The organism is Sphingobium cupriresistens (assembly GCF_004152865.1).
GTDB lineage: Bacteria > Pseudomonadota > Alphaproteobacteria > Sphingomonadales > Sphingomonadaceae > Sphingobium > Sphingobium cupriresistens.
The window spans coordinates 128,081-153,945 of record NZ_SEOO01000003.1 but is presented as its reverse complement, the minus strand read 5'-3'; the positions used below and the strand labels follow the sequence as shown (position 1 = coordinate 153,945).

General features: G+C 65.6%; 23 protein-coding genes. 14 read left to right on the top strand and 9 right to left on the bottom strand.

Features of this window, described 5'->3' with window-relative positions; genetic code table 11:
- Nucleotides 1–66 precede the first annotated feature (66 nt).
- Nucleotides 67–558 carry a DUF2721 domain-containing protein gene (locus tag EWH12_RS03250; RefSeq protein ID WP_066599657.1) on the top strand — a complete coding sequence of 164 codons (492 nt, stop codon included), beginning with the start codon at nucleotides 67–69 and terminating at the stop codon, nucleotides 556–558.
- Nucleotides 555–1,109, top strand: a complete 555-nt coding sequence (locus EWH12_RS03245; RefSeq protein WP_129925699.1) for a (2Fe-2S)-binding protein — start codon at nucleotides 555–557, stop codon at nucleotides 1,107–1,109. Before EWH12_RS03250 ends, EWH12_RS03245 begins: the two co-directional genes overlap by 4 nt.
- Here EWH12_RS03245 and EWH12_RS03240 read toward each other — a convergent pair.
- The 3 genes from EWH12_RS03240 to EWH12_RS03230 form a co-directional block, all read right to left on the bottom strand.
- Nucleotides 1,094–1,906: a DODA-type extradiol aromatic ring-opening family dioxygenase gene (locus EWH12_RS03240; RefSeq protein WP_129925698.1), complete on the bottom strand. Its 813-nt coding sequence runs from the start codon at nucleotides 1,904–1,906 to the stop codon at nucleotides 1,094–1,096. The two genes, EWH12_RS03245 and EWH12_RS03240, sit on opposite strands and share 16 nt — an antisense overlap.
- Nucleotides 1,907–1,978: 72 nt before the next feature.
- A complete protein-coding gene (locus EWH12_RS03235) occupies nucleotides 1,979–4,543 on the bottom strand; it encodes an HWE histidine kinase domain-containing protein (protein ID WP_129925697.1) in 2,565 nt (854 codons plus the stop codon).
- Nucleotides 4,536–5,075: a biliverdin-producing heme oxygenase gene (locus tag EWH12_RS03230; RefSeq protein WP_408021482.1), complete on the bottom strand. Its 540-nt coding sequence runs from the start codon at nucleotides 5,073–5,075 to the stop codon at nucleotides 4,536–4,538. Before EWH12_RS03230 ends, EWH12_RS03235 begins: the two co-directional genes overlap by 8 nt.
- Before the next feature lie 277 nt (nucleotides 5,076–5,352).
- Here EWH12_RS03230 and EWH12_RS03225 point away from each other — a divergent pair, with 277 nt between their 5' ends.
- From EWH12_RS03225 to EWH12_RS03215, 3 genes are all read left to right on the top strand, one after another.
- Nucleotides 5,353–6,231 carry an RcnB family protein gene (locus EWH12_RS03225; protein WP_242495936.1) on the top strand — a complete coding sequence of 293 codons (879 nt, stop codon included), beginning with the start codon at nucleotides 5,353–5,355 and terminating at the stop codon, nucleotides 6,229–6,231.
- 126 nt (nucleotides 6,232–6,357) lie between these two features.
- Entirely contained in the window at nucleotides 6,358–7,032 is a 675-nt protein-coding gene (locus tag EWH12_RS03220) for a prolyl hydroxylase family protein (RefSeq protein ID WP_129925696.1), read from the top strand.
- A gap of 160 nt (nucleotides 7,033–7,192) precedes the next feature.
- The gene (locus EWH12_RS03215) at nucleotides 7,193–7,663 is read left to right on the top strand and encodes an RcnB family protein (RefSeq protein WP_066599640.1); all 471 of its coding nucleotides are present in this window, start codon (nucleotides 7,193–7,195) and stop codon (nucleotides 7,661–7,663) included.
- Between the two features lie 192 nt (nucleotides 7,664–7,855).
- Here the strand turns inward: EWH12_RS03215 and EWH12_RS03210 are convergent, their stop codons facing one another.
- Entirely contained in the window at nucleotides 7,856–9,451 is a 1,596-nt protein-coding gene (locus EWH12_RS03210) for a lysine--tRNA ligase (protein WP_129925695.1), read from the bottom strand.
- Between the two features lie 129 nt (nucleotides 9,452–9,580).
- Here EWH12_RS03210 and EWH12_RS03205 point away from each other — a divergent pair, with 129 nt between their 5' ends.
- The 3 genes from EWH12_RS03205 to EWH12_RS03195 are packed head-to-tail and all read left to right on the top strand — an operon-like array spanning nucleotide 9,581 to nucleotide 13,317.
- Nucleotides 9,581–9,955 (top strand): PilZ domain-containing protein, encoded by a 375-nt coding sequence (locus EWH12_RS03205; RefSeq protein ID WP_066599637.1) that lies wholly within the window; start codon nucleotides 9,581–9,583, stop codon nucleotides 9,953–9,955.
- A gap of 54 nt (nucleotides 9,956–10,009) precedes the next feature.
- Complete coding sequence (locus EWH12_RS03200; RefSeq protein ID WP_129925694.1) at nucleotides 10,010–12,778, top strand: ATP-dependent DNA helicase; 2,769 nt, start codon at nucleotides 10,010–10,012, stop codon at nucleotides 12,776–12,778.
- On the top strand, nucleotides 12,775–13,317 hold the full coding sequence (locus EWH12_RS03195) for a SixA phosphatase family protein (protein WP_129925693.1): 543 nt from the start codon (nucleotides 12,775–12,777) through the stop codon (nucleotides 13,315–13,317). The genes EWH12_RS03200 and EWH12_RS03195 overlap by 4 nt, the downstream gene beginning before the upstream one ends.
- Here EWH12_RS03195 and pip read toward each other — a convergent pair.
- Complete coding sequence (pip, locus tag EWH12_RS03190) at nucleotides 13,314–14,255, bottom strand: prolyl aminopeptidase (RefSeq protein ID WP_129925692.1); 942 nt, start codon at nucleotides 14,253–14,255, stop codon at nucleotides 13,314–13,316. The genes EWH12_RS03195 and pip overlap by 4 nt on opposite strands.
- Nucleotides 14,256–14,347: 92 nt before the next feature.
- Here pip and EWH12_RS03185 point away from each other — a divergent pair, with 92 nt between their 5' ends.
- From EWH12_RS03185 to EWH12_RS03175, 3 genes are all read left to right on the top strand, one after another.
- Entirely contained in the window at nucleotides 14,348–15,016 is a 669-nt protein-coding gene (locus tag EWH12_RS03185) for a 2OG-Fe(II) oxygenase (RefSeq protein WP_242495935.1), read from the top strand.
- 181 nt (nucleotides 15,017–15,197) lie between these two features.
- Entirely contained in the window at nucleotides 15,198–17,960 is a 2,763-nt protein-coding gene (locus tag EWH12_RS03180; protein WP_129925690.1) for a TonB-dependent receptor, read from the top strand.
- Between the two features lie 77 nt (nucleotides 17,961–18,037).
- A complete protein-coding gene (locus tag EWH12_RS03175; protein ID WP_129925688.1) occupies nucleotides 18,038–18,466 on the top strand; it encodes a response regulator in 429 nt (142 codons plus the stop codon).
- Between the two features lie 104 nt (nucleotides 18,467–18,570).
- Here EWH12_RS03175 and EWH12_RS03170 read toward each other — a convergent pair whose 3' ends face one another.
- From EWH12_RS03170 to dnaN, 3 genes are all read right to left on the bottom strand, one after another.
- Nucleotides 18,571–18,771: a hypothetical protein gene (locus EWH12_RS03170; RefSeq protein ID WP_066599610.1), complete on the bottom strand. Its 201-nt coding sequence runs from the start codon at nucleotides 18,769–18,771 to the stop codon at nucleotides 18,571–18,573.
- Between the two features lie 113 nt (nucleotides 18,772–18,884).
- Nucleotides 18,885–21,497, bottom strand: a complete 2,613-nt coding sequence (locus EWH12_RS03165) for an EAL domain-containing protein (protein WP_165363560.1) — start codon at nucleotides 21,495–21,497, stop codon at nucleotides 18,885–18,887.
- A gap of 98 nt (nucleotides 21,498–21,595) precedes the next feature.
- Complete coding sequence (gene dnaN, locus EWH12_RS03160; RefSeq protein ID WP_066599604.1) at nucleotides 21,596–22,708, bottom strand: DNA polymerase III subunit beta; 1,113 nt, start codon at nucleotides 22,706–22,708, stop codon at nucleotides 21,596–21,598.
- A gap of 172 nt (nucleotides 22,709–22,880) precedes the next feature.
- On the opposite strand from dnaN, the gene EWH12_RS03155 reads away from it, so the two are divergent.
- The 3 genes from EWH12_RS03155 (at nucleotide 22,881) to EWH12_RS03145 (ending at nucleotide 25,195) form a co-directional block, all read left to right on the top strand.
- Nucleotides 22,881–23,381, top strand: coding sequence for a hypothetical protein (locus EWH12_RS03155; protein ID WP_066604819.1), 501 nt, complete (start codon nucleotides 22,881–22,883; stop codon nucleotides 23,379–23,381).
- Between the two features lie 46 nt (nucleotides 23,382–23,427).
- Complete coding sequence (gene rlmN / locus EWH12_RS03150) at nucleotides 23,428–24,690, top strand: dual-specificity RNA methyltransferase RlmN (RefSeq protein WP_129925685.1); 1,263 nt, start codon at nucleotides 23,428–23,430, stop codon at nucleotides 24,688–24,690.
- An 82-nt stretch (nucleotides 24,691–24,772) separates the two neighbouring features.
- On the top strand, nucleotides 24,773–25,195 hold the full coding sequence (locus EWH12_RS03145) for a hypothetical protein (protein ID WP_066599595.1): 423 nt from the start codon (nucleotides 24,773–24,775) through the stop codon (nucleotides 25,193–25,195).
- A gap of 69 nt (nucleotides 25,196–25,264) precedes the next feature.
- On the opposite strand, the gene EWH12_RS03140 is transcribed toward EWH12_RS03145, so the two are convergent.
- Nucleotides 25,265–25,774, bottom strand: a complete 510-nt coding sequence (locus EWH12_RS03140) for a porin family protein (RefSeq protein WP_066599593.1) — start codon at nucleotides 25,772–25,774, stop codon at nucleotides 25,265–25,267.
- Between the last annotated feature and the right edge of the window lie 91 nt (nucleotides 25,775–25,865).

Here is a 25,865-nt window from a genome sequence, read left to right as displayed (position 1 = left end):
ATTCCGTCATGCTCTTGCCCCGTCTTCCGCGATGAAGGATAGCTGCGTCGTGAGAGGTGCCGCGCAATGATCCCCCTGCCCCAGGTCAGTCAGGTCGCCCAGACCATCCAATTGGCGCTTGCACCCGTCTTCCTGCTGGCGGGCATCGGCGCGTTCCTGAACGTCTGCGTCAGTCGCCTCGCCCGCATCATTGATCGGGCGCGCTCGGTGGAGGCCGCGATCCTGACCTCGCGCGGCAAGGAACATGACCGGATGGTCGCGGAAATCCGCGTGCTCGACCGGCGGATGAGCGTCGTCAACAGCGCCATCTTCCTGTCGGTCGCGTCCGCCTGCGCGGTCTGCCTGGTCGTCATCCTGCTGTTCGCGGGCAATCTGTTCGACGCGCATCTGGGCACGCCGATCGCCGCCCTGTTCAGCTTGGCGATGCTGTTGCAGGCGGGCGGTTTCGCCACTTTCATCCAGGAAATCCGGCTCGCGTCGCAGATCATCCATATCCGCAACGAAGTCCTCTATCACAAAGCGGAAGAGGCGGATGCGGCGATCGAAGCGCTGCCATGACCCGCTTCACCGTCAACGACCGGCCTGTCCAATATCGCATGGACCCCGAAACGCCGCTGCTCTGGGCGTTGCGCGATGCATCGAACCTGACTGGCGCCAAATATGGCTGCGGCACCGGCGATTGCGGCGCCTGCACCGTGGATATCGATGGCGAGGCGGTACGATCCTGCCAGGTGACGATCGGCAAGACCGAGGGCCGCTTCGTCACCACGATCGAGGCGCTGTCGCCCGATCGCGGCCACCCGCTGCAACAGGCGTTCGCGGCCGACAATGTGTCGCAATGCGGCTATTGCATCCCCGGCATGATCATGGCCGCGTCGGTGCTGCTGCGGCGGACCAACGACCCGTCCGACGAAGAGATCGACGGGGCGATCACCAATATCTGCCGCTGCGGCATCTACCCCCGGCTGCGCGGCGCGATCAAGCGGGCCGGCCGGATCATGCGCGGGGAAGATCAGGTGGCGGCCGCGCCACCGCCGGGCATCACCCCGGAGGATGCGGCCCGGACCGTCCCGGCGCTCGGCCGCCCGCCGACTCAGCCGAAACGGTAGCCCGACACCGACCAGCCCATGACCGAACTGCGATGGTCGCAGGTGGCGGCATCGTCGCCGCCCGCGCCCAGCGCCACCATCAACGGCAACAGATGCTCCTCGCGCGGATGGGCGAAACGGGCCTGCGGCAATGCCTCCCAGGCGGCGACGCGGGCCGCCCTGCTCTGCGGATCGGTATCGGTCACCGCGGCGGTCAGGGCATAGTCCCAGGATGTGGACGGCCCGATCGCCTGCGGCCCGCGCACGCGCAGATTGTGAAAGCTCATGCCCGACCCGACGATCAGCACGCCTTCGTCACGCAAAGGAGCAAGCGCACGCCCGGCCGCGATATGAGCGGCCGGATCGAGATCATGGCGCAATGACAACTGGGCGACCGGAATGTCGGCATCGGGCAGCGCGACCTTCAGGGGCACGAAGACGCCATGGTCCCAGCCGCGCGCTTCTTCCTCCGCCGTGGCGAAGCCCGCATCCGCCAGGAGGCTGGCGGCGCGGCGCGCCAGATCGGGCGCACCCGGCGCGTCCCAGCGCAGCGTATAGGTGTGCGACGGAAAGCCATAATAATCGAAGAGCAGGGATGGGCGTTCCCCTGCATGGACGGTGAAGGCCTGCTCTTCCCAATGGCCCGACACCAGCAGGATCGCGCGCGGCCGTTCGGGCAGGGTTGCGATCAGCCCGGCGAGATAATCCTGCATCGGCCGCCATATCGGGTCGCTATGCGCATGGTCGGAATCGGCCGGGTCCATGAAGAAACAGGGACCGCCGCCATGGGGGATGAAAAGGGTAGGCTGTGTGGACATGGCGCATAGATCGGCAAGCGCGGGGCGGGCCGCAATCGACGATGCGGAAACTGTCCGTTTCGTTGTCTCAGGTCAGCCCGCTGCGCCGACGACCGGCGTCAGCGCCTGCGCCAGAGTCGCGCCGGAATAAGGCTTTTTGAGCAGCGTAACTCCTTCGAATCGCGCCGGCAGTTCCAGCCCGTCGCCATAGCCAGTCGCAAAGATGAAGGGGACGCCACGCTCCGCCAGCAATTCCGCGATCGGCAGGCTGTTTTCATGACCCAGGTTGAAGTCGAGCACCGCCAGATCGACCGGCTGGATCGCGATCGCCTCGCGCGCGCGACCCACGCTTGCGACGGTCATCACCTCCGCGCCCAAGTCGCGCAGCGCATCCTCGCCATCCATGGCGATAATCATATTATCCTCGACCAGCAGAACATTGCGCCCTTTCAGCAGGCCGGGCTCGACCGCGGCGACCGGCTTTGCGCGATCGCTTCCCACCACGTCGGGCAGCACCGACACGACATGGGTGGACGGAATGCAGAAATTCGCCTCGATCCCCGCGAGTCGATAGTTGATTTCGGCATGGCCACCCAGATCATAGGGAATGGACCGTTCTATCACCGTCGAACCGAAGCCGCGCCGCGTTGGCGCGACCACCGCCGGGCCGCCGCTTTCGGTCCAGTCGATCAGCAGGCTGCCATCCCCGTCCACTCGCCAGGCGATCTTGACCGACCCATTGTCCGACAGCGCGCCATATTTGGCGGCATTGGTCAGCATTTCGTGGATCACCAGCGCCAGCACGGTGAAACAGCCCGGCGTCAACAGCACATTGGGACCAGACAGCTTTACCCGGTCGCTGCGTTCGCCCAGATAAGCGCCTGATTCGACCTCGATCAGATCATAGAGGCGCGCCGGGCTCCAGCGATCGGCCGTGATCTGGTCATGGGCGCGGGCCAGCGCATGGACCCGACTTTCCAGCGTACCGATAAATTCGTCGACCGATTGCGCGCTGTCGCGCGTCTGCGACAACAGCCCGCGGATCAGCGACAGGATGTTGCGGACGCGGTGGTTGAGTTCGGCGATCAACAGTTCCTGCTTCTCATGCGCCCGTCGCCGTTCGGCATCGGCCGAATCGGACAGGCGCAGGATCACCTCCAGCAGCGCGGTGCGCAGCGCTTCGGCCACCCGCAGTTCCGCCGGGGTGAAGGCCAGCGCGGTGCCCTTCACCAGTTGCGACCATTGTTCGAAACTTTTGCGCGGCGTCAGCCGCGGCCCGTTGGGACCATATTCGATGGCTTTTTCGGGATTGCCGGCCCAGCGCACCGATCGCAACTGCTCGGCCCGGAACAACACGACATAGTCGCGCGGTCGGCGCGACAGCGGGATCGCCAACAGGCCCGATACGCGGTCGGCATAGGCGGCCGCGTCGGGCAATACCGCCGACAGATTGGCGGTAGTATAGACCTGACTGGCGGCCACGCGGTTCATCATCGACACGATCGCGGCGAAGGCAGGCTCGTCGGGGGCAAGGCCCGAAAAGGTCATCTGCCCGTCAATATAGACGCCCACGCCATCGGCGGGGATCGTGTCGAAGATGATGTCGCCCAGCCAACGGGCGTTGGACAGCAGATCATGGTCCTGCGCCACCGCCGACAGCAGCCGGTCGGCCACCTGCCGCGCCTTGCCTTCATAGGCGGCGGTTTCGCCACGCTCGCGACTTTCCAGCATCATCGAGAATATCTGGCCGAACAGTTCGGCCGCGCTGCGCTGTGCGAAGGTCGGCAGGCGCGGCGCATAATGGTGGCAGGCGAACAACCCCCACAATTTGCCTTCGACGATGATGGAGATGGAGAGCGACGCGCCCACCCCCATATTGCGAAGATATTCAATATGGATCGGCGACACGGCGCGGGTCAGGCACAGCGACATGTCGAGCGCCGCACCATTGGGGTCGAGTTGCGGAACGATCCGCACCGGCGGCGCTTTCACGTCGGCGATCACGCGAAAAATATTGCGCATATAGAGCGCACGCGCCTGCGCGGGAATGTCGGACGCAGGATAGTGAAGGCCAAAAAAGCTGTCGATACCCGGTTTCAAAGCTTCGGCGACCACTTCGCCGTCCCCGGCATCGGCGAAACGATAGACCATCACACGATCGAAGCCGGTCAGCGCCCGCACCTGCCGCGCACCGTCGCGCAGGAAGGCGGCCATGCCATCGGCCTGGGCCAATCGCGCCACCATCGAACGGACGGTGCTGCTCGCCTCCATCTCGCCATGCGCCGCCGGCTCCGCCTCCACCACCACCAACGGGCCGGAAAAATGGACCGCGACGTCGAAAGCCGGGCCGCCCGCCATCAAGGGAATCGAAAACAGGCGTTCGACCGAATCGGGGCCGCGCAGCAGGGTGATGCGATTACGCAGCGCGTGGATCGCCTCCCCATCCAACAGGGCGTGGATGGGCTTGCCCAACATGTCGTCGGGCGACAGGCCGATAAACTCCGCGCTGTTGGCCGATACGCGCGACACCAGCCAGTCGGCGGTCAGCGCGATCAGGAAGCCGAACGGCTGAACCGCCCCCAGCACATGGATCGGTTCCCGATCGCAATTGGTGAGATCGACCGCGAAGGTCGCGTTGGTCGCTTCGCGATCAGCCATGGCCAACCACCTGAGAGGCTCGGCCCGCCTGCGCGAAAAGGGCGAAGGCGGCCTGCGCGCCCTGCACGGCGTCGTCCAGCCAGCCTTCGCCGCCTTCCATCGCGGCGCTGTCGAGCGCCTGCTGGAAGGCTATCCATTCGCCCTTGCCATGCGCGGCCGACAGATAGGCCTTGGGCAGGCCGGGCGCGACCTGGCGCGACAACATGGCGCCGCCCAGCCGCGATCCTTCCAGCGCATAGCGCAAGCCCCAATGAAAGCCATCGGTACGGCTTTGCGCCAACGGCAAAGGGTCGGGAACGGGCAGGTCGAGCGCCGCGAGGTCCTGCGCCAATAGCGGCAACCGTGGCGCGTCGGGGCGTGCGGCTGGCTCCAAGCCGCCGAGCGCCCTGGCGTGCGCAGTCAAAAAAGCGCGATAATCGACAGCCGAATCGAGCGCAAAGCCGGCATAGATCGCGTCAACCACCTGATGGGATTCCATCGTCGCGGCGCGCAGGGCCTGGCGGGTCTGGCCAGCTTCGGGAATTCTCGTCACTCGTCAGTCCTATAGGCAGTTACGCGGCGGCGCACTGATCTGGATCAGCTTTTGGCAGGGTTCCGGGAGTTCGTCGCCAATGCGACACGCACCAACGGACACTGGTCGCATGAATGGACCCTCTCTATCGTCTCCGGCCGATTCTTTCAAATCGCTGTCTGACGGGTTCAGCATCACGACATCGCGGCGGTTCTAAATGAGGATTATGAGGGAGCGTAGTGCCCCCCGGCCAACGAAAGTCACGACGATGTTGAGGAAGATGATGCTGGCGGGTCTGATGACCGCAACGCTGCTGAGCGGCGTCGCCCCGGCCTATGCGCAAAGTAACCAGGAGCAGCGCGGCAACCGCGGTGGCGAGCGCGCCGGCCGCGTGGAAAGCGGCGGCGGCATGTCGCGCGGCAACCGCATGAACCAGCGTGGCGAGGCGCAGGTGCGACGCGGGCAGCAGCGCGCGGCCGTGCGGCCCGCGCCCCAGATGGCGGCGCCGCGCCCGGAAGTCCGCCCTGAGCGCCGCATCGATCAGCGCCCTCAACAGCGCGCCAATCCGCAATGGCGCAGCGACCAGAACCGCCCCGGCGCCCTGGCGCAACGCGAAGCGCGGCAGGACCGGCGCGACGATCGCCAGCAAAACTGGCAGGATCGCCGCAACGACCAGCGCGAAAACCAGCAAGACTGGCGCAATGACCGCCGCGATGCGCGACAGGACTGGCGCAGCGATCGGCGCGATGATCGCAGGGACGACAGGCGTGACGATCGCCGTTGGACCGACAATCGAGGCCAGAATGGCGCGAACTGGAATAATGGCCGCCGTTATGACGACCGCACCCGCTGGAGCAACCAGCGGCGCTGGGACAATGGCTGGCGCCAGGATCGGCGTTATGACTGGAACAGCTATCGCAACCGCTATGGCGACCGCTACCGCATGGGCCGCTATTACGCGCCGCGCGGCTGGGATTATGGCTATCGCCGTTTTTCGGTCGGCATCGTGCTGAGCAGCCTGCTCTATTCCAACAGCTACTGGCTGAATGATCCCTATAGCTACCGCCTGCCGCCCGCCTACGGCACGCTGCGCTGGGTTCGCTATTATGACGACGCGATGCTGGTCGATATTCGCGACGGCTATGTCGTCGATGTGATCCACGACTTCTTCTGGTGACGCCGCGGCGGCCGCCGCGTTGATATCAGAACCCCCTCCCTGAAGTGGCCTTCAGGAAAACTGGCCCCGGCGCGGAAACGCGCCGGGGTCTTTTCAGGACGGTCGCCTCTGTGGCAGGACGCGGACATGAGCCAGGAAAAGGATGATGACGGCATCGCGTCGCTGCTGCGCGCCGGGATTGGCGACGATGTGCGCAAGCGGCTGGACCGCAACCCCATGGTGCATCGCATCGACGCCCCGCTGCTCGACATCTATGGCCGCCAGGATTTCCTGAGCGCGGAAGAATGTGCAGGCCTGCGCGCGATGATCGACGCGGACGCCAAGCCGTCCACGCTCTTTTCGGGCAGCGCGAACGCGGACTATCGCACCAGCCATAGCTGCAACCTCAATCCCTGGGACAAGCTGGTGCTGGCGGTGAGCGACCGTATCTGCGCGCTGACCGGCCTGTCCGCCCGCCATGGCGAAACGCTCCAGGGGCAGCGCTATGCGCCGGGACAGGAATATAAGGTCCATTGCGACTATTTCCCGGTCACCGCCAGCTATTGGCCGCAGATGCGCGCCAGCGGCGGGCAGCGGACTTGGACCGCGATGATCTATCTGTCGCCGGTGGAGGCGGGCGGCGAAACCCACTTCCCGCAATGCGAATTCATGGTGCCGCCGGTCGAGGGCATGATCCTGATCTGGAACAATATGGACCGCGACGGGGCGCCCAACCGCTTGAGCCTGCATGCCGCACGCCCGGTCGAACGGGGCGCCAAATATGTCGTCACCAAATGGTTTCGCGAGCATCCCTGGGGCTGAACCTTGTCGGTGGCCGGTTACACTTTGCGACATAAATGACTGAAAACTGACAGCTTCATTTCCGCGCCGTTCAGGCGCCGGGCCGCATAACCCCTTTCCAGGCGATGGAACCCGATCTTGCCGGACAGGTTCAACCGCCACAGAATATGGGAGAATTTCTATGCGTAAACTCATCATTCTTGGTCTGCTTGCCGCCACAGTTGCACCCAGCGTCGCGTCGGCCCAATCCTATGGCGAAGCCCGCCGCAGCGAACGCAATCTGCGCGAGGAAAAGCGCGATCTGCGCCAGGCGCAACGCTATGGCGACCGTCGCGATGTGCGCGAACAACGACGCGATGTGCGCGACGCCCGCCAGGAAGCGCGCGAAGACTGGCGCGACTATCGCCGCACCCATCGCAGCGTCTATCGCGGCGGCAACTGGCGCGCGCCCTTCCGCTACAGCCAGTGGAACGCCGGTGCGCAGCTGCGTCCGGCCTATTATAATTCGCGCTATTATATCGCCAATCCCTACCGCTATCGCCTGCCTCGTCCGGGCGTGAACCAGCGCTGGGTCCGCCATTATAACGACGTGCTGCTGGTCAACGTCCGTACCGGCCGCGTGATCACGGCCCACCGCAGTTTCTTCTGGTAAAAGCCAAGGGCATAAAAACGGCCCCGGACGGATCGTTCGGGGCTGTTTTTTTATATTCCCCCGCTTGGCCGCGCCGCCCGTTTCCAGGCGCACGCGGCCGATGATGCGCGCAAGGCGCATCACCAGTCCGAAAGGGGGGTGGACCGATGCGCAGAACGCCCCATGATGGCAGAATGTTCCGCGTCGCCAGCCTCAGGCGGCAAGCGCCTGCGCGATCAGCTTGCGGCTGTTTTCTATGCCGTACAGCGCAATGAAACTGCCCATGCGCGGTCCCTGATCCGCGCCCAGCAACGTCTGGTAGAGCGCCTTGAACCAGTCGCGCAGTTCGGCAAAACCAAACGTCTCGTCCTTGCCGATGGCATAGACGATATTCTGGATATCTTCGGCCGATGCGCTTGTCGGCAGCGCGGCCAGTTCCTTGTCCAGTTGGCGCAACGCCGCTGCCTCATTGACGTCTGGCGCGCGACGTCGGAGGGTCGGCGCGACGAAATCGCGGTGATAGGCCAGCGCATGGCCGATCAGCGCGTCCAGTTCGGGATAGGTTTGCGCGCTGGCGCCGGGCGCGTAATTTTGCAGATAGGACCACACCTGTTCGCGGCTGGCATCGCCCATCACGCCGACCAGGTTCAACAGCAGGCCGAAAGTCACCGGCAATTCGCCCTGCGGCAACTGGCCATTATGGATATGATGCACCGGGTTGCCCAGTTGCTGTTCGACCGCCTGCTTCGCGTAATTGCCGCGGAACTGCCAATATTCGTCCACCGCGCGCGGGATGACGCCCATGTGGAGCTGCTTCGCCTTCTTCGGCTCGCGATAGGCGTAGAAGGCCAGACTTTCCTGCGGGCCGTAGGTCAGCCATTGTTCGAGGCTGAGGCCATTGCCCTTGGACTTGGAGATTTTCTCGCCCTTTTCGTCGAGGAACATCTCATAGTTGAAGCCTTCGGGCGGGCGGCCGCCCAGCGCACGGCAAATCTTGGACGACTGGGTCACCGAATCGATCAGGTCCTTGCCCGCCATTTCATAATCGACGCCCAGCGCATACCAGCGCATCGCCCAATCGACCTTCCATTGCAGCTTGGCCGCGCCGCCCAGAATCGACTGTTCGATCGCCTCGCCGTCATCGACGAAGCGCACGATGCCCGCTTCGGCGTCGATCACCTCGACCGGCACCTGCAACACGATACCGCTCTTTGGGCTGATCGGCAGGACGGGCGAATAGGTCGCCTGCCGTTCCTTGCGCAGGGTCGGCAGCATGATGTCCATGATCGCCTGATAGCGACGCAGCACCTGGCGCAGCGCCCCATCGAACGCACCGGCCTGATACCGCTCCGTCGCCGACACGAATTCATAGTCGAAACCGAAACTGTCGAGGAACGCCCGCAGCCTCGCATTATTGTGATGGGCGAAGCTTTCATACTTCTCGAACGGATCGGGCACCTGCGTCAGCGGCTTGCCCAGATATTCGGCGAGCATCGCCTGGTTCGGCACATTGTCAGGCACCTTGCGGAACCCATCCAGATCGTCGCTGAACGCCACCAGCCGGGTGGGAATATCCGACAGCGCATGGAAGGCGTTGCGGACCATGGTCGTGCGCAACACTTCGTTGAAAGTGCCGATGTGCGGCAGGCCCGATGGGCCATAGCCGGTTTCGAACAGGATATGCCCCTTGTCCGGCGCGCCGCCCTCTTTCTCGTCAAGCTTGTAGCGCTTCACAAGCTTGCGGGCTTCTTCATAAGGCCAGGCCTTGGATGCGGTCGCGGCGGTACGGAGGATGTCGGACATGGTCATGCAACGCCCCCTAAACCCGGAAAGGGCGAAAGAAAACGGATATTGGCGGCAAATCCACGTTAAGAATCGTTCTCAATTTAAGATTTCATTAACCTTGCGGGTCGATAATTGACGAGATTTGGAGGCGATATGCAGATACAGCGCAGCCGCGAACGCATTGCCGTGGACATTCCCATCGTCGTCACGACGGTGCTGGACAGTCTGGAAGGCATGATCGTCGATCTGAGCGAAGGCGGGGCGCAAGTCGTGGGCTGCACCTTGCCGGCGCGCTCGCAATGTCAACTCGATCTGGATGGCTTCATCGTCTTCGGCACGGTCCGCTGGGCCGAGGAGGACCGGATGGGCATTCGCTTCCCCTATGAGCTGAGCGACGGCCCGCTTTACGAACGGCTTGAAATGGCCCGCGCCGCCAAGCGCGCGCCGGTCGCCTTCCAGCCGCGTGCCCAGACCGGTTTCGGTTCCGCCAGCCTGGGCGGCGGCGGTTTTGGCCGGCGCACGGGCTGAACCGTCCCATATTTCAGGTTTTCCTTTTGTTCCTGTTCGCCTAAGCCCGGACAGGTGATCGATCCCGCCACCCTGCCCGCGCTCCACGCCAGCCATGGCGGCATCTGGTTGCGCGAAGGCGACCGCACCCAGGCGCTGGCCAAGGGGCAGGCGATCGCGCGCACCGCCGAAACCCCGGTACTGCTGCTGAACGCGCCCCTCACCGGCCAACGGCTCGGCTATCCCGAACTCAATGGGCTCGACCTGCTCGAACTCTGGGCCTTTCTCCATCCCGCGCGCTTCCTCGTGCCCACGCCCAAGGGGCTGGCCGCGGCGCTCGGCTTGCCCGCGCCGGCCAGCGAGTCGGACATCCCGGCACTGTTGCAGCAGGGGGCAGCGTTGCTGCTGGGCCGACTGGACGCGGCCGACTGGACCGAGCGGGAGGGCGGCTGGACGGCGGCGCAGGCGCTGCATCGACTGCGCTGGCCCTGGTCGCCGCTGGTCGCGCCGCGCATCGCCCGGCCTAGGCAAGCGGAGCGCTGGCTCTTTTCCAAACTGCCCGAATGGGAGGAGGCGCAGCCCCGCCCCGCCCCGCGCACCGTCAGCCTGAACGAGGAGCAGATATTAGCGCGACTGGACGCGCTGACCGGCGCGGGGGCGGAACCGCGCCCCGGCCAGCGCGCCTATGCCGCCGCCGCCAGCACCGCTTTCTTGCCCCGCAAGCATCGCGACCAGCCCAATATGCTGCTGGCCGAAGCGGGCACCGGCATCGGCAAGACATTGGGCTATCTCGCCCCCGCCTCCCTCTGGGCAATGCAAGCGCAGGGCACGGTCTGGGTGTCCACCTATACCAAGGCGCTGCAACGCCAGCTCGACCGCGAATCGCTCCGTCTCTTTCCCGATCCCGCGGTCGCGGCGAAGCGGGTAGTGGTGCGCAAGGGGCGGGAAAATTATCTCTGCCTGCTCAATCTGGAAGATGCGTTGCAGGGCGGCTTTGCCGGTCGCGCGGCGATCCTGGCCCAGTTGGTGGCGCGCTGGGCCGCGTTCAGCAAGGATGGCGACATGGTCGGCGGCGACCTGCCCGGATGGCTGCCCACCCTGTTCCGGCGCAACGGCTCCACGGCCCTCACCGACCGGCGCGGCGAGTGCATCTATGCCGGCTGCCCCCATTATCGCAAATGCTTCATCGAGCGGTCGGCCCGCGCATCGGCCGACGCGGACATCGTCATCGCCAACCATGCGCTGGTGATGATCAACGCCGCGCGCGGCCGCGAAACCGGCCAGCGCCCGCAACGCATCATCTTCGACGAAGGCCATCATCTGTTCGACGCCGCCGATTCGACCTTCTCCGTCGTCCTGTCGGGTCAGGAGGCGATCGAACTGCGCCGCTGGATCATGGGACCGGAGGGCGGATCGCGCGGACGGCGGCGCGGGCTGGCGGCGCGCCTGTCCGACCTCGCCAGCTATGACGAGGAAGGCGGCCAGGCGATTCGCGCGGCGGTAGACGCGGCGCAGGCGCTGCCCGCCGACGACTGGTTGAAGCGGGTGGTGGCGGCCGAGCCGTTCGGACCATTGGAAACGCTGCTCGCCGCGGTGCGCGGCACCGTCTATACCCGCGCGGAAGCGGCGGGCGAGGCGGATGCCGGCTATGGGCTGGAAACCGAACTGGCCGAACCCGACGGCGCGCTGGTCGAGGCGGCACAGGAGGCCGCACTGGCGCTCGACGCGCTGATCAAGCCGCTGGTGCGTCTGTCCCGACGGCTGGAGGCGGTGATCGAGGATGCGCCCGACTGGCTGGACGGCGCGGCGCGCGCGCGGGTCGAGGGCGCGATCGCCTCGCTCGGCTGGCGGCGCGACCTGATCGCGGCCTGGCTGGCGCTGCTCGCGCGCGTTGGGGGGCCGGCCGACCCCGACTATGTCGACTGGATGACGGTGGACCGGGTCGAAGGGCGCGAGTTCGATATCGGCATCCATCGCCACTGGCTCGATCCCACCCGCCCGCTCGCCGAAACCGTGCTGAAGCCCGCACAGGGCGTGCTGTTGACCTCCGCCACGCTCAAGGGCGGCGGTGACTGGTCCAATGCGGAGGAGCGCAGCGGCGCAACGCATCTGCCCTATGGCGCGGAACGGTTCGAGGCGGCCAGCCCGTTCGACTATCCCGGCCGCGCCGAAGTGCTGATCGTCACCGACATCAAGCGCGGCGATATAGCGGCGCTGTCCGGCGCCTATGGCCGGCTGGTCGAGGCGGCGGGCGGCGGGACGCTGGGGCTGTTCACCGCGATCCGGCGGCTGCGCGCGGTCCATGCGCGTATCGCCGACCGGTTGGCGCGCGCGGGCCTGCCCCTCTACGCCCAGCATGTCGACCCGATGGATACCGGTACGCTGGTCGATATCTTCCGCGACGATCCGCGCGCCTCGCTGCTGGGCACAGATGCTTTACGGGACGGCGTTGACGTGCCGGGGCATTCGCTGCGGCTGGTGGTGATGGAGGGCGTGCCCTGGTCCAAGCCCACCGTGCTGCACGCCGCCCGCAGACTGGCGGGCGGCGGCAGCGCCTATGACGACCGGCTGATCCGCGCGCGGCTGGCGCAGGCCTTTGGCCGCCTGATCCGACGGGCCGAGGACAAGGGCCATTTCGTCATCCTGTCCGCCGCCATGCCCAGCCGCTTGCTGAGCGCCTTCCCGCCCGGAACGCCGATCCGCCGCCTGACGCTGGACGAGGCGATCATCGCCGTCAGCGGGGCGTCGCATCGCGAAACGCTTGGCGAAACCGGCCTGTTCGGGCATCAGGGGGGCGAATCCGGCCTGCCCCGATCAGGGACTCCCGAACAGGAGAGACAATGAAGCGCCTGACCCTGTTGCGCCACGCCAAATCGGACTGGGACGATCCGGTGGCGCGCGATTTCGACCGGCCCTTGAATCGCCGCGGCGAAAAGGCCGCGATGTTGATGGGCCAGTTCGCCGCCCAGCGGAAGATGCAGTTCGACCTGCTGGTCGCCTCCCCCGCGGTGCGGGTGATGCAGACGCTGGAAACCTTCTTCGCGGGCTATGGCCAGACGCTCGACGCGCGCTGGGACCGGCGCATCTACCTGGCGTCCGCGCCCACCCTGTTCGACGTCGTGCGCGACCTGCCCGACAGCGCCGACAGCGCGCTGTTGGCCGGGCATAATCCGGGGCTGGAGGAGCTGATCCTCGACCTCGTCCCCGACGACGGCGTCAATCCGCTGCGCGAGGATGTGGAGGTCAAATTCCCGACCGCCAGCATCGCCGTGCTCGACTTCGCCATCGACCGCTGGGGGCAAGCAGGCGAGAAGTGCGCGACGCTGAGCAGCTTCACCCGCCCCCGCGACCTCGATCCCGCCTTGGGGCCGGGCACGCGCTAGGCTGCAAAGCCGTCGGTCGCGCGGATCAGCGCGTCCATTATGCCCGGTTCATTATAGGCGTGCCCCGCCCCCTCGATCATTTCGAAGCGCGCCTGCGGCCAGGCGCGATGCAGCGCCCAGGCGGTTTCCGCCGGGCAGGCCATGTCGTAGCGGCCCTGCACGATGACGCCGGGAATGTCCGCCAGCTTGCCCGCGTCGCGGATCAGCTGCCCGTCCTCCAGCCAGCCGCCATGAACAAAATAATGATTTTCGATGCGGGCGAAGGCGAGCGCGAAATCGTCGGCGTCATGGGTCGCCGACAGCGCCGGGTCGGGCAGCAGGCGGATCGTCTCCCCCTCCCACACGCTCCACGCCCGCGCGGCCGCGATCTGCGCCGCCCGGTCCGTGCCGGTCAGCAGGCGGCGATAGGCCGCCACCAGATCGCCCCGTTCCGCCTCCGCTATCGGCGCGACGAACCGCTCCCACTTGTCGGGATAGATGCGGCTCGCGCCCGCCTGATAATACCAGTCGATCTCGCTCTGCCGGATCGTGAAGATGCCGCGCAGCACCAGTTCGGTGACTCGCTCGACATGCGCCTGCGCATAGGCCAGCGCCAGCGTCGATCCCCAACTGCCGCCGAACACCAGCCACCGCTCCACGCCCATCATCACCCGCAGCCGCTCGATATCGGCGACCAGATCCCAGGTCGTGTTGGCGGTCAGATCGGCATGGGGCGTCGATCGGCCGCAGCCGCGCTGGTCGAACAGCAGCACATCGTAGCGCGCCGGGTCGAACAGGCGGCGATGATCGGGCGATATGCCGCCGCCCGGCCCGCCATGCAGGAACACGGCCGGCTTCGCGCCGGGCGTGCCGGCCCGCTCCCAATAGATATGATGGCGGTCGCCCACGTCGAGATGGCCGGAGGCGAAGGGAGCGATCGGGGGATAAAGGGTGCGCATCCCGCCATCCTAGAAAGCCGCAGCGGCGAAGAAAAGCTTTGACCGCAAGCCATGGGATGACGCCCCGCTGCGATAGGCTCATCCTGGCACCCATGGACCTCACAGATCTCGACCGCCATGGCGCCGCGCGCCTGCCTGCGCTCCTCACCCCCGACCAATGCGCCGCGATCGTCGCGCTATGGGACGATCCCGCCGCTTTTCGCAAGGAAGTGGTGATGGCGCGCCATGGCTATGGGCGTGGGCGCTATCGCTATTGCGCCTATCCGCTGCCCGATCCGGTCGCGGCGCTGCGGGACAGCCTCTATCCCGTACTGGCGGCGCAGGCCAATCGCTGGGCGGCGATGCTGGGGACCGGCGACGTCTATCCGGCGCGCCATGCCGATTTCCTGGTCCGCTGCGCGCTGGCCGGGCAGGACAAGCCGACCCCGCTGCTGCTCCGCTACGAGGCAGGCGACTGGAATGCGCTGCACCAGGATGTCTATGGCCCGCATATCTTTCCATTGCAGGTCGCGATCCTTCTGTCGCAGCCGGAGCGCGACTTTACCGGCGGCGCCTTCGTCCTGACCGAGCAGCGGCCGCGGATGCAGTCGCGTCCCGAAGTGGTGCCGCTGGGCCAGGGCGATGCGGTGATCTTCCCGGTGCGCGACCGGCCGGTGACGGGCGCGCGCGGCGTGCATCGGGTGCAGATGCGGCACGGCGTCAGCCGCTTGCTGTCGGGCGTGCGCTATACGCTGGGCATCATCTTCCACGACGCGGCCTGACATTGCAGGGTCAAGACCCCGGCCTCAGCCCACGTTCAGCCGGCCCCATTACATCTTGCGACAAATATCGCTGGTCGTTGCCAATATCTTGCGACAAGCGGCTGCTAGTCCGGGAATCAGGTTCGGTTTTTCTGTGGGGGTTTTCGTGCGTTTTTCCGCTTGCCTATTCAGTGTCGCGCTCATGGCCGGCGTCGCGCCCGGCGCGCTGATGGCCCAGGAGGAGAAGAAGGCCGCACCCCCCGTCGAAATGGACGAGGGCGAAGAAATCGTCGTTACCGGCCAGCCGCAGCGCGGATCGGTGATCGGCGACGTCCAGCCCGAACAGCAATTGTCGGCCGCCGACGTGCGTGCTCTGGGCGTCACCTCCATTGCCGAACTGATCAGCGAATTGTCGCCGCAGACCAACGGATCGCCGGTCATCCTGCTCAATGGCAAGCGCATCTCCAGCTTTTCCGAGATTCAGGACATCCCGTCCGAAGCGGTGGCGCGGGTCGACATCTTGCCCGAACAGGTCGCCCTCTCCTACGGCTATGCGCCGACGCAGAAGGTGGTGAACATCGTCCTGCGCCAGCGCTTCCGCGCCGAAACGGCCGAAGGACGCGCGGGCACGACGACCCAGGGCGGGCGGGAAAATGGCAAGGTGGAGGCCGGGCTGCTGCGCATCCAGGGCGACAATCGCTTCACCCTGAACCTGCAATATAGCCGCGCGGCCGCGCTGCTGGAAAGCGAGCGGGGCATCACCGCCACAGCGCCGGGCCGCCCCTATGCGCTGACGGGCAATATCGTCGGCACGGGCACGAATGGCGAAATCGATCCCTCGCTGTCCGCGCTGGCGGGGCAGAGCGTCACCGTGGCCAGCGTACCCGGCAGCGCGGCGGCGGGCGCGCCGACGCTCGGCGATTTCGTCGCGGGCGCGAACGCCGCCAGCGTCAGCGACCTAACCCGCTATCGCACGCTCAGCCCGGAGACGGAGAGTTTTTCCGCCAACGCCACCCTGGCCCGCGCGCTGGGCGGGGTGTCGGCGACGCTGAACGGACGGCTGGAACTGTCGGACAGCGATTCGCTTCAGGGCCTCTCGCAGGGCGCGTTCGATCTGGCGACGGGCAGCCCCTTCTCGCCCTTTGCCAATGACGTTATCCTCTATCGCTATCTGGCGCAGGGCGGCGCGTTGCAGCAGCAGACCAAGGGCACGACCGGCCATATCGGGCTGACCCTGAGCGGGCGGCTAGGCGGGAGCTGGCAATGGTCCTTCACCGGCAATGGCGACCTGTCGATCACCCGCACCCGCACCGATCGCGGCATAGACACCGGCGCGATCCAGACGGCGCTCGATGCCGGCGACGCCAGCGTCAATCCCTATGGCAGCTTCGCCCCCGCGCTGACCGCCACCCGCCTGACCGACCGCGCCCGCGCGGAAAGCCGGGCGGTGCAGGGCGACCTGCTGGTCAGCGGGTCGCTGTTCGACCTGCCGGCGGGCGATGTCATGACATCGATCCGGCTCGGCGCATCGGCCAATGGCTTTGAAAGCCGGTCGGTCCGGTCGGGCGTGGCAAGCGGCAATGACTATAGCCGGGAGATCGGCAGCGGGCAGATCAGCATCGACCTGCCGCTGACCAGCCGGTCGAAGGGCGTGTTGGGCGCGGTGGGCGACATCGGCGTCAATGTCAACGCCGCGGCGCAACGCTATTCGGACTTCGGCACGCTCTCGACGCTGGGCTACGGCCTGCGCTGGGAGCCGGTCAAGGCGGTGCAATTGTTGCTGTCCGCCAATCAGGATCGCGCCGCGCCCACCGGCACGCAGATCACCGATCCGCAGATCGTGACGCCCAACGTGTCGGTGTTCGACTATGCGACCGGGCAGACGGTGTTCGTGTCGCAACTGTCGGGCGGCAACGCCAGCCTGCGCGAAAGTGTGCGCGATCAGTTCCGCCTGAGCGCCCGGATCAAGCCGTTCGAAAAGCCCAATCTGACGCTGACCGCCACTTATCTCAACAGCCGCACCAGCAACCCGATCGCCGCTTTCCCCACGCCCACCCCGGCGCTGGAGGCGGCCTATCCGCAGCGCTTCGTGCGCGACGCCGACGGCAATCTGCTCCAGATCGACGCACGGCCGATCAACTTCCTGTCGTCGCAGAGCGAGCAGCTGCGCTGGGGCTTCGACCTGTCGATCCCGATCAAGTCGCATGTCCAGAAGCTGGTGGAGGCGTGGCGCGCATCGGGCGGCAAGCCGGAGGACCGGCCGCCCGAATTGCAGGCGCTGTTCGGCAACCGCGGCCCGCGCGCACCCGGACAGGAAGGCGGCGGCGACCGGCCGCGCGGTGAGGGCAACAATGCGGGGCCGGGCGGCGGTGGGCGGCCGGGTGGCGGTGGCCCCCGTGGCGGTTTTGGCGGGGGTCGTGGCGGCGGCCAGGGCGGCGGGCGCATGACGTTCAGCCTCTATCATACCTGGCATCTGACCGAGAGCATCGCCATCGCGCCGGGCGTGCCGCAGCTTAACCTGCTGGACGGCGACGCCACCGGATCGTCGGGCGGCCAGCCCCGGCACGAGATAGAGGCGCGGGTCGGCTATATGAACAACGGCATCGGCGCGCGGCTGGGCATCGACTGGGAAAGCGGCACCCATGTTGATGGCGCGTTGACGGGCACGGCAGGCGGCAGTTCGCGGCTGAACTTCGGCAGCCTCGCCACCGCGAACCTGCGCCTCTTCGCCAATCTGGGGCAGGTTCAGGGGCTGGAGCGCAAAATCCCCTTCCTGCGCGGTGCGCGGGTGTCGTTCAACATCGACAATATCTTCAACCAGCGACGCGAGGTTACCGACGCGACCGGGGCGACGCCGCTGCGTTACCAGCCGGGCTATCTCGACCCGCTGGGCCGGACCGTGTCGATCAGCTTCCGCAAATTGTTCTTCCCCAATTTCGCGGCGGGCAACCGGCCGCGTAGTTAAACCCGCATTAGGGACGTTAAAGGCTGTCGTTCCCCGGCCGTTATGAGGAGGTGTAACGGTTTGGGGAGACGCCTGTGATGAAGCCCGTCAGGATAGTGGTGGTCGACGATTCGCTCACCATCCGCGCAATGATCGAGACGCTGCTGGAGCGCGACCGGCGGATCGAGGTGGTCGGCATCGCCCGCAATGGCGAGGAGGCGATCGACATGATCCGGCTGGAAAAGCCCGATGTCGTGACGCTGGACATCGCCATGCCGGGCAAGGATGGCCTGGCGATATTGGACGAGATCATGGACATGGAGCCATGCCCCGTCATCATGCTCTCCAGCCTGATGCGCGACGGCGCGCCGATCGTCGCCGAAGCGATGGACCGGGGCGCGGCCGCCTGTTTCAACAAGGCGATGATCGTGCGCGAAGCCACCCGCTTCATCGGCCTGATTCGCGACCTGGGTCGCGGGATGATCGTGGCGGACGCCGCGATGGAGCCGGTGGCGATCGCCGCCTGATCGCGCGCTTCGAACAATGAGCAACGACGAAGGGGAGGCGCATCATCTGCGCCTCCCCTTCGTCATTTCATCATGCCGGACAGGCCCGGCGTGCCGAGGGTGGATCAACGCGATGGTTTGGAACCCGCCAGCGCCATCGCCTGCGCCGATCCGCTCGCCGGTTTGACCGGTGCGTCCTTGCCGGAAATGACATAGGCGCTCAGGGCCGCGACCCCCAAAATCATCGCCATGCCCAAGATGGCAAGATTGCCGACGCCACGACGGCGAGCCGGTGTTTTGAGATTCTGATCATCGAAATTGCGCATCGACCGTCCTCATGCTGACATTGCGTCGAGCATACTCGCTGGACAGTTGCGACGTTCCCGTCGGGCACTGTGACATTTTGTTGCCAAGCGGCGCTGGCATACCGCCGTCACCCTCACCCCGCCATCGACTTGGGCGCATTGCGCAGGGTGCTTATATCGACCGACCCGGCGAACTCCACGCCCATCCGATCATCCTTCGACCAGCGGCTGGTCGCATTGACGAACTGATTTTCGGCCAGTTCGATCGCGAACAACGTGCCTGCGGGCACATTCCACAATCCTTCGATCAGCGCGCCGGTGGCGGAGATGTTGCGAACGCGGCCGGTATAGACATGACCGTCATGATGGATCGCGATGGTGCGCAGCATCGTCTTGCGTTCGGGCCGGCTGGACTGGAAGCCGTTGGCGCTGGCTGCGGTGCCCTTGCGGCGCTGCCCCGCCAGCACATCGGCGGCGGACATCGGCCGGCCGTAGATATAGCCCTGGATATGGCTGCACCCAAGCTGGCGGATCAGCGCCAGTTCGTCCTGCGTTTCCGCGCCCTCTGCCGTCGTATCCATGCCCAGCGCTTCGGCCAGGCTGACGATCGCCTTGATGATCGCGCTGTTGCGGCTGCCCTTGGTCGCGGCGCCGCGCACGAAGCTCTGGTCGATCTTGATCTTGTCGAACGGCGCCTTCTTCAGATAGCCGAGCGAGGAATAACCGGTGCCGAAATCATCCAGCGCCAACCGGACGCCGATCGCCTTCAACCGCGTGAACATCGCGTCGGTCCCGTCGTCGTCGTTCAGGAACACGCTCTCGGTGATCTCCAGCTCCAGCCGTTCGGGCGCCAGTTGCGCGCCCGCCAGCGCGTTCATCACCGTGGACGGGAAGCCGGGGTTGGCGAACTGGCTGGGCGAGACGTTGACGGCGACGCGGATGCCGTCCTGCCAATCGGCCGCGTCGCGGCAGGCGGTGTGCATCACCCATTCGCCGATCTGGCCGATCAGCCCGCTATCCTCCGCGATCGGGATGAACAGCGCCGGGGAAATCGGCCCGCGCACCGGATGGTTCCAGCGCAGCAGCGCTTCATAACCGGTAATCTGCTCGGTCTTGGACGACACCACCGGCTGATAGACCAGATGCAGGCCGTCGGCGGCGAGCGCCCGGCGCAGATCCTCCTCCAGCGCGCGGCGATCCTCCGCATCGGCATGCATGTCCGACGAATAGAAGCGATGGACGCCGCGGCCATTGCCCTTGGCCGCATAGAGGGCGAGGTCGGCGTTGCGGATCAGCGCATCGGCGGTGACGCCGTCCTGCGGGCAGCAACTGATGCCGATAGATACGCCGATGACCACGGCGGTCCCTTCGATCATATAGGGTTGCGAGATCGACGCGATGATCGCTTGCGCCAGCTGGGCCAGCGCTGCCTGATCGTGGCGGCCGGGCAGCAGCAGCTTGAATTCGTCGCCACCCTGACGCCCCACCAGCCCCTTGTCGCCAACCACGCGCTGCAACCGCTGGCCGACCTGCCGCAACAGCGTGTCGCCGGCCGGATGGCCCAGCGTGTCGTTGACGATCTTGAACCGGTCGAGGTCCAGCATCATCAATGCGCATTCGCCCTGTTTGCCGCGGCGGTCGACTACCGCCTGCTCCAGCGAGCTGAGCATCTGGATGCGGTTGGCCAGGCCCGTCAGCGAATCGAACTGGGCCAGGCGCGTCACTTCCGCCTGGCTGCGGCGCATTTCGGTCAGGTCGGTGCCCGACCCACGGAAGCCGTGAAACTGACCATATTCGTTGAACACCGGCTGGCCGGAAATCGACCACCACCGTTCTTCCTTGGCAAGCGCAGCGCAGACGGGCAGTTCGGAAAAGCCGGTGCGGGCGGACAAATGAAAGCCCAGCGTGCGTTCGCCGTCGCCCTGCTTCTTGTCGCCGGGCCGGACGATTTCCGTGATCGGTCGACCGATCAGTTCATCACCGGGCGCATCCAGCGTCTTGGCCAGCGTGTCGGATATATAGGTGAGGCAGCCCAGCCGGTCGGTTTCCCAGAACCAGCCGCGCCCGCTGCGCTCATATTCCTGCAACAACCGGTCGGAACGCTGGGCACGCAGATCCTGGCTGTGCCGAGCGATCGCCTGGTCGCGATCCGCGGTCGCCTGCCGCAGCGTCGCGACCAGCATGACGATGACGCAACTGCATAGCAGGCCGATCTGGACGACCCCGGCCTTTTCCGCGACCGACACCAGCAATGCGCCCAGGAAATAGCTGATCCCCAGCAACCGCCGGTCGCCGAAGATACACACCGCCAGCAGCGCCACCGCCAATTCGGGCACCGCCGCCAGGAACAGCGCATCGGTCGCCGCCTTGGCCTCATATCCCAGCCACAAGCTGAAGGTCAGACCCGACAGGAACACAAGTGGGAGCATCATCCAGTTCTGGACATGCGGCATCTGGCGCTGAAACCAGGATCGGCGCGGCGCAAGCATCAGGGCCCCGTCGATCGCCAACATGGAAGCCATCAGGCCGACCTGCACGACGTCGCCGGAGTAGAAGGGCAGATTGAGCAGCGCGATGACGCAGATCTTGGCCAGCAGGATCAGCGGCCATAGTCGCGCGATATGGATGAACGCGCCGGAAATCCAGGACGCCGACACCTCGGTCCCGCTTTCAGACAGGCCGAGCGCGACCATCAGAGTCATCGGGCGGGACGGACTATCGGTAAGGGATGCGCGCAACAGGGCCATGCGCTTGTTGGTAACCCAAACTCCTTGCCAGAGAATTACTTCCGGCCCGTCATGACGATCCATAATCGTGCAGGCCTAAACCTGCACCAAAAGGAAAGTCAGACGCGCATGGGCATCAGCACATAAAGTGCCGGGCTGGCGTCATTTTCACGAATCAGCGTCGGCGCAGCCGCATCGGCCAGATGCAGTTCGACAAGATCGCTATCGATCTGCCCCAATATATCGAGCAGATAGCGCGCGTTAAAGCCGATATCGAAGCCCTCGCCCTGAAAAGCGCCGGGCACTTCCTCGGCCGCGGTGCCATTTTCGGGGCTGGTGACGGACAGGGTGATCTTGTCCTTGTCCAGGCTCATCTTCACCGCGCGGGTCTTTTCGGTGGCGATGGTGGCGACGCGATCGACGCCCTCCTCGAAGCTGCGCGGGTCGATCTTGAGCAGTTTGTCATTCGCGGTAGGGATGACGCGGCTATAATCGGGGAATGTGCCGTCGATCAGCTTGCTGGTCAGGATCGCGCTGCCCAGGCCGAAGCGGATTTTGCTTGCGGACAAGGCGATGCCGACCGAACCGTCCACCTCGTCGAGCAGCTTGCGCAGTTCGCCGATGCACTTACGCGGGATGATGATGCCGGGCATCCCCTCCGCGCCGTCGGGACGGGTCACGGTGACGCGGGCCAGGCGGTGGCCGTCGGTCGCCGCGGCCTTCAGCACCGGCTGGTCGTCATCCGTCACATGAAAATAGATGCCGTTCAGATAATAGCGCGTTTCTTCGGTCGAGATGGCGAAGCGCGTCTTATCAATGATCTGCTTGAGCGTCTCGGCCGGCAGTTCGAAGCGGGTCGGCAGGTCGCCCTCCGCGATCACCGGGAAATCGTCGCGCGGCAGGGTGGACAGGTTGAAACGGGCGCGACCAGCCTGGATCAGCATCTTGCCTTCGGCCGCCGCAAGCGACACCTGGCTGCCTTCGGGCAGTTTGCGCGCAATGTCGAACAGGGTGTGGGCCGAAATGGTGGTTGCCCCGGCCTGTTCCACCTGCGCCGACACGCTTTCGACGATCTGCAGATCGAGATCGGTCGCCATCAGCTTGATCGCGCCATCGGCCGACGCCTCGATCAGCACGTTTGACAGGATGGGGATGGTATTGCGCCGCTCGACCACCGACTGGACGTGGCTCAGGCTCTTGAGGAGCGTTGCGCGTTCGATGGTGGCCTTCATGTCCCTGTTCTGTCCGTTTCTTTTTAAGCCGATAGCCGGAGATTCGGTCGAATCCCGGCGACAATGATGGATGCTTCTTCATAACCGCTATGACGGGTTGGGCAAGCACCGCCTTCGCGCTTTTGATCGGGCCGGGGTTGCAAATGGGGACAGCATGGGCTTTGCCCGCATCATGCCTCGCGTCATCGCCCTGCTGATCCTGTCGCTGCTGGCGGCTTCACCGGCCATAGCGCGCGATTCGCTGGGTATTTTCGAGGGTTGGGGCGCTTTTCGCGATCCCGGCGCGGGGCAGAACGGGCCGCGCTGCTATGCCATCGCCCAGCCCGCCGCGCGACGGGGCCAGATGCCCAAGGGGTTCGCCTCGATCGGCACATGGCCGCGCCGGCGGGTGCGCGGGCAACTGCATATCCGCCTCAGCCGGGCGCTGGCGGCCAAGGCGCGGGTGACGCTGACCGTGGGCGAGCGCCGCTTTGCGCTGGTCGCCGGGCAGATGGATGCCTGGGCGCCCGACGCCCGCGGCGACGCGCAGATCGTCGCGGCCATGCGATCGGCCAGCAGCATGAGCGTCGCGGGCGTGGGCGCGGACGGGCGCGGTTTCGCTGACAGCTATGCGCTGCGCGGCGCAGCGACGGCGATGGACGCGGCGGCGCTGGGATGCGCCAGACTGCGTTAGGCGCGCGCCACTTCCAAAATCGGCAAAAATCGGTTAGAGGCGCGCGATGCAATCAGCCGCCAGCCCGCTCATGCCGATTCCCGGCCTTATCGACCCTGTGCCCGTGCCGCGCGCGGTGACGCCGCGTGAAGACGGGCGTATCGACCTGATGGGCCTGTCGCGCCCGCAGATCAAAGCCGTGCTGGAAGAGGCCGGACTGGACGTAAAGGCCGCCAAGCTGCGCTCCAAGCAGCTGTTCCACTGGCTCTATCATCGCGGCACCACCGAATTCGACGCCATGACCGACCTGGCCAAGCCGATGCGCGGCTGGATGGCCGAACGCTTCGTCGTCGGCCGCCCGCAGGTGGTCGAGGCGCAGGTGTCAAGCGACGGCACGCGCAAATGGCTGCTGCGGTCGGACGACGGCCAGGACTATGAAATGGTCTTCATCCCCGATGCGGATCGCGGCACGCTCTGCGTATCCAGCCAGGTCGGCTGCACGCTCAATTGCAGCTTCTGCCACACCGGCACGATGCGGCTGGTGCGCAACCTGACGCCGGGCGAGATCGTCGGCCAGGTCATGCTGGCCCGCGATTCGCTGGGCGAATGGCCCAAGGGCAATATGGCCGTAGCGAACGACGTCGATGAGGACGAGGACGCGCCGCAATATACATCCGACGGGCGGATGCTGACCAACATCGTCATGATGGGCATGGGTGAGCCGCTCTATAATTTCGACCATGTCCGCGATGCGCTCAAGCTCGTCATGGACGGCGATGGCCTGGCCTTGTCGAAGCGGCGCATCACCCTGTCGACGTCAGGCGTGGTGCCGATGATGGCGCGCGCGGCCGAGGAGATCGGCGTCAACCTGGCCGTCTCGCTCCATGGCGTGACCAAGGCCGTGCGCGACGAACTGGTGCCCTTGAACCGCAAATATGGCATCGAGGAACTGCTCCAGGCCTGCGCCGACTATCCCAAGGCGAACAATGCCCGGCGCATCACCTTCGAATATGTGATGATCCGCGACAAGAATGACAGCGATGACGATGCGCGCGAGTTGGTCCGGCTGATCCGCAAATATAAGCTGCCGGCCAAGGTCAACCTGATCCCGTTCAATCCTTGGCCGGGCACCGATTATGAATGTTCGACGCCCGACCGCATCCGCGCGTTCAGTTCCATCGTGTTCGAAGGCGGCATCAGCGCGCCGGTGCGCACCCCGCGCGGCCGCGACATCATGGCCGCGTGCGGCCAGCTCAAATCGGCGAGCGAGAAGAAGAGCAAGGCGGAAATAAAGCGCTTGGCCGAAGAGAAGCAAGCCGCGCTAGGATGATCGCGGGACGATAGAATGCGCCACGGGTGCAGGACAAGAAGCCCCGCCAGCGATGGTGGGGCTTTTCTTTTGCGGGAAGACGATGACCGATGACGAAATCGATGCGCTGGCGCAGGGCTTTTGCGCCTGCGCGCTGCCGAAGGAGCGCTGGACCCATCACGCGCATTTCGCGACCGCCCTGTGGCTGATCCGCACGCGCCCGGATGTGCAGCCCGAACGGGACATGCCCGACATGATCCGCCGCTATAATGAGAGTGTCGGCGGCGTGAACAGTGACAGCAGCGGCTATCATGAGACGATTACCCTGGCCTCCCTGCACATGGCGCGCCGCCTGCTGGCCGGGCTGCCGGACGATGTGACGCCGGCGACCGCCTATTCCGCGCTGATGTGCTCGCCGCTGAAGAACAAGGAATGGCCATTTTCTTACTGGTCACGCGATCTATTGATGGCATCGCCAGCCCGACTGACATGGGTGGAACCCGACATCCGACCGCTTCCTGCATAACAGGTCATATAGAAAAAGGGCGGCCCTTTACAGGACCGCCCTTCCTTGATTCCGACCTTTTGAGAGGGATCAGAAACGGAAGCCGATGCCGACCACCGCGGCGTCGCGGCCGCCGATGTTCTGCTCATATTCGGTGCGCTGATATTCAGCCGAGATATAGGTGTTCGGGGTCGCCGCGAACTCCAGGCCGCCACCGTAGCGCACGCCTTCCAGGCCAACGCCGTCGCCGTCGACTTCGAAGCGGGTCGACGTGTAGCCGACCTTGCCGAAGGCAAGGACGCGGGGCGTCACGACATAACCGGCGCGCAGCGAGGCGGTGATGTCACGGCTGACGTCCAGGTCGCTGTCGTCGACCGTGGTGTCGCCCAGGCTGACTTCGACACCGCCGACGATGCGGGGCGCGAGCGCGAGGTCGTAGCCGGCGTTGACGCCGTAGGAGAAGCCTTCTTCGCCGCCGATCTTGTCATAACCCAAGGTGACGCCCGCGCGCGGCCCGGTGAAGGGCGCTGCGTCCTGAGCGAAAGCAGGAGCGGAAACAACGGTGGCAGCAGCAATGGCTGCGAAAATCACAGTCTTCATAAAGTCCTCATTTATTATCTAGTCGCCGTGATTGAGACATTCATCCGGCGTTCAGGTTCGATGCAAAGCAATCATGAACTTATTCTCACGA